Annotated in this window: 3 protein-coding genes; all 3 read left to right on the top strand. The window is 31.4% G+C overall.

Annotated elements, in window-relative coordinates; all coding sequences use genetic code 11:
* Positions 1 to 175 precede the first annotated feature (175 nt).
* The 3 genes from D1606_RS07215 to D1606_RS07205 all read left to right on the top strand — a co-directional run bounded on the left by D1606_RS07215 (position 176) and on the right by D1606_RS07205 (position 6443).
* Positions 176 to 4531, top strand: coding sequence for an InlB B-repeat-containing protein (locus D1606_RS07215; protein ID WP_119415339.1), 4356 nt, complete (start codon positions 176 to 178; stop codon positions 4529 to 4531).
* Positions 4532 to 4686: 155 nt separating this feature from the next.
* The gene (locus D1606_RS07210; RefSeq protein WP_119415338.1) at positions 4687 to 5457 is read left to right on the top strand and encodes a tyrosine-protein phosphatase; all 771 of its coding nucleotides are present in this window, start codon (positions 4687 to 4689) and stop codon (positions 5455 to 5457) included.
* A 233-nt stretch (positions 5458 to 5690) separates the two neighbouring features.
* Complete coding sequence (locus D1606_RS07205) at positions 5691 to 6443, top strand: YveK family protein (protein WP_119415337.1); 753 nt, start codon at positions 5691 to 5693, stop codon at positions 6441 to 6443.

Below are 6443 nucleotides of genomic sequence, written 5' to 3'. Positions count from 1 at the left end.
TGTATTTATATAATACTACTTTAAAATTTCCAATTTTAGTACAAAATAGTCTAATAATTGGTATAATAAAGGAGGTTTATTTATATTATGGGTAATAGATTTATTATTAAAATATTTAAATGCATATTATTACATATAAAGTTATTTATATGCTTTTTAATGAAGGAGAATTGTTGTGAGTAAAAAAATATTTTTATCAACTGTTGTTTCATGCTTATTATTTTTAGCCACAAGCTTTCAAAATTTTGGGTTCCAAAACGCGAAAGCTGATGAGTTGTCTAGTCAAATAACAGGGGTAGAAGCGGAAGGTGGTTTTGATCCACAAAAAGCTCCTTATCTATTAATTACAGAAATTGTCCCAGACTCATCCAATGAAGGTTCTACGGATGGTTATGGGTTTGTTGAAATCTATAACAATTCAACAAAGTCAATTCATTTAAATGATTATAAAATTCACTATCGTTATCCGAAAGAAGCATCAAAAGAGGATATCGTAATGCACCCCATAAAGGAAGATATTTTACTGCATTCTGGTGAAACATTTGTTTACTGGATTACGAACACTCATAATCAAGATAAAACTGTAGAAGATTTCAATCAACATTTTGGAGTTGAATTAGTAGAAAATGAGGATATTGTAAAGGTTAAATCAGATAAATTAGCCAATAACCTTGAAAGTGGAATAACAATCGCATCAAATATAGGAGAAGATGTTGCTATAGCATTTTATAATGATAATCCACAAAGTCTAGATCCATTGGAAGACAAAGGAATACTATATACATATTCTAGAACACCTAATAATAAAATTATGGAAAAATATAGAGGCAACATAGACCTCGCCACACCAGGATCTCTATTACCATTACAAGTACCGGAACAAAAAGTACAAATGCCTGATGATAACTACAGCCCTGATATCCAAGATCTATCAAATGTAGAAGAAGTTAATGTTGAGCAGGATGATCTGTCACTTTCGTTTAATGCGTTTGATGATCAATCAATTAAAACAGTCCGATTATATTATAAAACGGATAAAGACTCATCCTATCAGACAGTTGATTTGATTAAAAAAAGTGGAAGTAGTATCTATAAATACACTTTTTCATCTGTCGACTTAATCGGTAAAAATTATTTGGAATATTACGTAATTGTCTCGGATGGAACAAATAGTGTAGAATCATCCAAGCAAAAAATTAACGTTATTCAAGATAAAATTCCCGAAGGACTTTCACTAAATATAGCTAATAATACTGTATTGTCTAAAAATGCAACAATAAAAACATTTCATTCAAAGGATAATTCAAAAACAACGCTATCTTTGGACAACAAAAATATTACAAATAAAACAAACCTTTCATTAGATAGTAAAGCATATTTTGTCGTGGATGTGAATAAAGTCGACAGATATTTTGAAAATGGTGTAACTATTGGTAATGAGGTATTGTCTATTTTCCACAACAAGATTACGCAATATACAACATTAAAAGTTCCTGTGGATCCCAGATTTTTCACAAAGGATAAAAAAACAACAATTGTTATTCGATCTGGTACAAAGAAATCACCTTTTGATGAAGATTCTTTTGAAAATCGTGATGACTTTATTGTAAAAAATATAAGACTTATTTTAAGTGATGGTACAGTTATTCAAGACCCTGCTTATACAGATTCTTCAAAGGAAATTAAAATTGGAGATAGCAAAGGGCTAAATCGCATTCTAAAACTAGACTTTGTTATTCCAGAAGGAAAATTCACTGCAAAGGCTTATACATGGAATACAGAAAAGGAAAAGGATGGTAGACATTTAGTCGTCGCAAAGAATGGAAAAGATAAGGTAAAGGCTAATATACTTGTTGATAATACTGCACCAAAGATTAGTCCATCTATAAAAGAAGGATTCGATTATAAAGGGAAATTTACAATTAATGCCGAAATAAAGGATAACTACTCTGGAGTCAATCGTGTTATTACAACTTTAGATGGTAAAACAATTACGTTACCTATGAATACATCTTCTGCAGCACTCGCTCCTGGGAAACATACACTTATTATTAATGCGATAGATCATGCAGGAAATGAATCAAAAAAGGTAGCTAAATTTACCGTAGTAGAAGAACAACCTTATGTACCAAAATTAGTTACACCAATAGATGGTGCAAGAGAAGTTTCTTTGGCTCCGAAGATAAAAGTAGCTGTTTCTGATCCAACGGGCGATGCATTAAATATTTCTTTTAATAGAGCATATCAATATCAAGCCAATCAGGCTGAGCATATGCAAATCTTTGAAAATAGTACTGACAATGAGCCACCAAAAACAATTACATCTGAAGGGGAAAAAGTCATTACAGATGTAGACAAGCTTACAAAAGTGGATAATCAATATATAACCACCAAAGGTACTGACCAATATCCATACCAACGATTTGAAGTTACTTTAGATGATAAGATCGATAATGATGACGAGATTGAAGTGAATTGGGAAGGAAAATCAGTCATTGGCCGTAGAGTATCCATGTATATTTGGAACTTTGATAAAAATAAATGGGAAGTACAAGAATGGAAAATTGCTGATAATAGCAAAAATTTTAAGCTGAATGCAAAAGTAAAAGGTTCGAGTTATGTCAAGAATCATAAAATCCAAGTACTAATACAAGATGAAATAGCTTCAACAAATCAATTTAACTATTCATTTGTCTGGATGTCAGATACTCAATATTATTCAAAGAACTATCCACTGATTTATCAACAACTGACACAATGGATTGCTTCGCAAAAGGATTCCATGAACATTAAGTACGTTTTCCATACAGGCGACATTGTAGATAAGTCTACAAAAAATATACAATGGGTGAATGCAGATTTAGCTATGGAAACACTTGATACAGCTAACGTGCCATATGGTGTGTTGGCAGGGAATCACGATGTCAATCATATTGATTATAACTATAAACCATTTGGAAAATATTTTGGAGAAAGGCGTTTTTTGGACAGATATTATTATGGTGGTTCTTATCAAGATAATCGCGGACACTATGATTTAATCAGTGAAAAAGGTAATGATTTTATCATGCTATATTTGGGTTGGGGTATTGATGATGATAGTTTAGCTTGGGTTAATGATATTCTTAAAAAATATCCAGATCGAAAGGCTATTTTAAATTTTCATGAATATTTACAAGCCTCTGGGGAAAGAAGTTCGACTGGTGATATTATCTTTAATAAGGTTGTAAAACCCAATTCAAACGTAATTGCTGTACTTTCAGGCCATTATTTTGGTAGTGCAACATTGATTGATAATATGGATGATAACAATGATGGTATAACAGATCGGAAAGTATACCAAATGCTTGCAGATTACTCGGGTGCCACAGATGGGGGACAAGGATTTATGCGTATTTTACAAGTAAATCCTATTGAAAATAAAATTTATGTAAAAACCTATTCTCCGTATTTAAATCAATATAATTACTACAATACAACTGACTACCCGGGTAAAGATGAATTTGTCATTGAAACAGATTTAACGCCTAAAGAAAAAGTAGTAGCTACTGATAAAATACTTGTTAATGTTTATACAAATGATGAAATTGGAAAAGTAGCAAAGGTACAAAATAATAACTCAGCAGGTGTTATATGGAGTGATTTAGAGAATGATAAGACTTATCATTGGTATGCTAAAGTAACTGATGCATATCAAGGGAAGGTACATTCACCTATTTGGTTCTTACAAACTGTTAAATCTGGCGATGGCTTTAAGGATTATAATGTAACTATAAAAGGCTCAGATGGTCATGTTTATGAACAAAAAACGATTCAAGATAATGAAATAGTGCCTGAACCTCAAAAAACAGGATATACTTTTACGGGTTGGTATACAGATTCAAATTTCAAAAAGAAATTTGATTTTGATACTATGTTGAAAGAAGAGACTACAGTCTATGCTAGATTTACTAAGAATCCGCCGTCTGTTAAAAAATTGATAGCATCTTCTTTTGCGTATAATAGCATCAAATTGACGTGGCAACAAATATCTAATGCAGATGGGTATACTTTATATCGTTCAGATAGTAAAAATGGAAAGTACACTAAAATTACAACTATCAAAAAGAAAAATAATGTAAAATTTATTGATTCAAATTTAATAACGGGAAAACAATATTTCTATAAAGTGAAGACTTATAAGCAGAAAGATAGCCAAATCATTTATAGTTCCTTATCAGCTGTAACAAGTGCCAAGCCTATATTATTAAAACCAACGCATCTTTCCATTGGTAAATTAGGAAAAAGTAAAATCAAACTAGCTTGGAATGTGACAACTGATGCTACTGGATATGAGATTTATCGTACCAATCATAAATCGATGCGTAATTTGAAATTAGCTACAATTAATGAAGGAGCAACTAATTACTATATTGATGGAAATGTAAAATCAGGAGAGAATTACGATTACAAAGTGCGTGCATATCGTTATATAAATAATAAAAAAGTGTATAGTAATTTCTCAAGCATAAAAACGTATAAATCTAAGTAATGATAAAGAACTAGGGATGGAATCTCTAGTTCTTTATCATTTAGAATATTTTAATTTAATAATACTGTTAGGATACACATAAAGGAAGGAATTCAATCATTGTAAATAGAAGTAATGACCTCATCAGAATTATTCATTAGAAGGGTGTGCTCTTAATGATCGATTTACACAGTCATATCATTTTCGATGTGGACGATGGTCCCAAAAGTATAGAGGAATCGATTAAAATGCTTTACAGCGCAATAGATGAAGGGATTACTGAAATTATCTTTACTTCACACGCATTTCATCCTCACTATCATGCTCAAACGGAAATTGTAAAGGAAAGATTTGATGTTCTAAGAGAAGGAATAAAAGTACATGGTATCCCATTAAAAATCCATATTGGTCATGAAGTAAGACTCAGTGATCAAATATGTCAGCAGTTAGACGAAGGGAAAGCATTAACTTTAGCAAATTCTAAGTATTTATTGTTAGAGCTACCTTCTCAAGGAGTACCAAAGTATACTTTTGAAATCATAAATCAATTAGTGACAAGAGGTATTGTTCCAGTTATTGCCCACCCCGAACGAAATTATGGAATAATGGAAAAACCTGAATTGTTGGAGCGCCTCGTGTTTCATGGTGCGATATCTCAAATAAATGCAGGGAGCATTGTGGGGCATTTTGGGAAACGTATTCAACAAAATGCTTTGAAATTAATCAAGGCAAATATAATACACGCGTATGGGTCTGATGTTCATAATTTGTCGAAACGCCCATTTTTATATGCCAAAGGATTATCTTATTTAGAAAAACACAAGTGTTCTGACTTTGTAGACATATTTTTAGAAAATAACGCAAGAATACTTGCAAATAGTGACGTCATTATACTTGAACCAGAGAAAATTCTAAAAAGAAAATGGTTGGGATTATTTTCTCAATAGAGTAACTGTCTATGTTCATACCATGCTGATCCTTTTAGCGTATTGATATAAACTTTTCTTAAAAGCCATATTAATTGATGATATTCGATTAATGCGGCTTTTTGTTTTAAATAAAAAACATCAATATAAATAGCATTTATAAATTTTTGAACAATTGAATGAATAACTTAAAAGATTCAACACTATACTACAAAGAGAAGAAAATAATAGGTAACTAGAACAGGGGGAGAGACTTGGAAACAACGATCAAACTAAGTGATTTAATAATAATTTTAAAGAGATTTGCATTTTTAATCATATCAGTAACAATAATTTTTATTGGGATTGCGATAGCTCTGAATAATTTTGTATTAAAACCAGTATATAAAGCGGAAACCCAAATTCTAGTCAATCAAAAATATGAACAAGGGGACCAATATCTATCCTCACAACAGATTGATGCGGATTTACAGTTAATCAATACGTATAATGTCATTATCAAAAGCCCTGTGATTTTAACAAAAGTTATTAATAATCTTCAATTAGAAAGTACCCCTGAAGAGCTGACACAACAGATATCAGTTTCAAGCACTAACAATTCGCAAGTGTTGACGATTCAAGTAGAAAATCCAAGCGCAGCGAAAGCAGTGGAAATTTCAAATGAAGTTGCTCAAGTTTTTGAAAGTAAAATCCCACATTTAATGAAAGTAGATAATATAAATATTTTGTCAATTGCTAAGTTAGATGAAAATCCAACACCTATTAAACCAAATAAAATATTGAATATAGGCATTGCAGCAATCGTTGGCTTATTGTTAGGAATCGGGATAGCTATTTTAATTGAAACTTTTGATACAAGAATAAAATCTGAACGTGATATCGAAGAAATTCTGAATATGCCAGTTATCGGCTCCGTTGGTCCTATTGTTGAAGATAAAAGGATGATTTTTTCAAGAAGAGAGAGAAAAAAGATGGCTGTTCAATCTCGTAGAGTAGGGGGAGTCTAA

This window comes from Rummeliibacillus sp. POC4, from assembly GCF_003576525.1.
Taxonomy (GTDB): Bacteria; Bacillota; Bacilli; order Bacillales_A; family Planococcaceae; genus Rummeliibacillus.
Note: the sequence above shows the minus strand (reverse complement) of the source record. Positions and strands in the feature narration are given on the sequence as shown.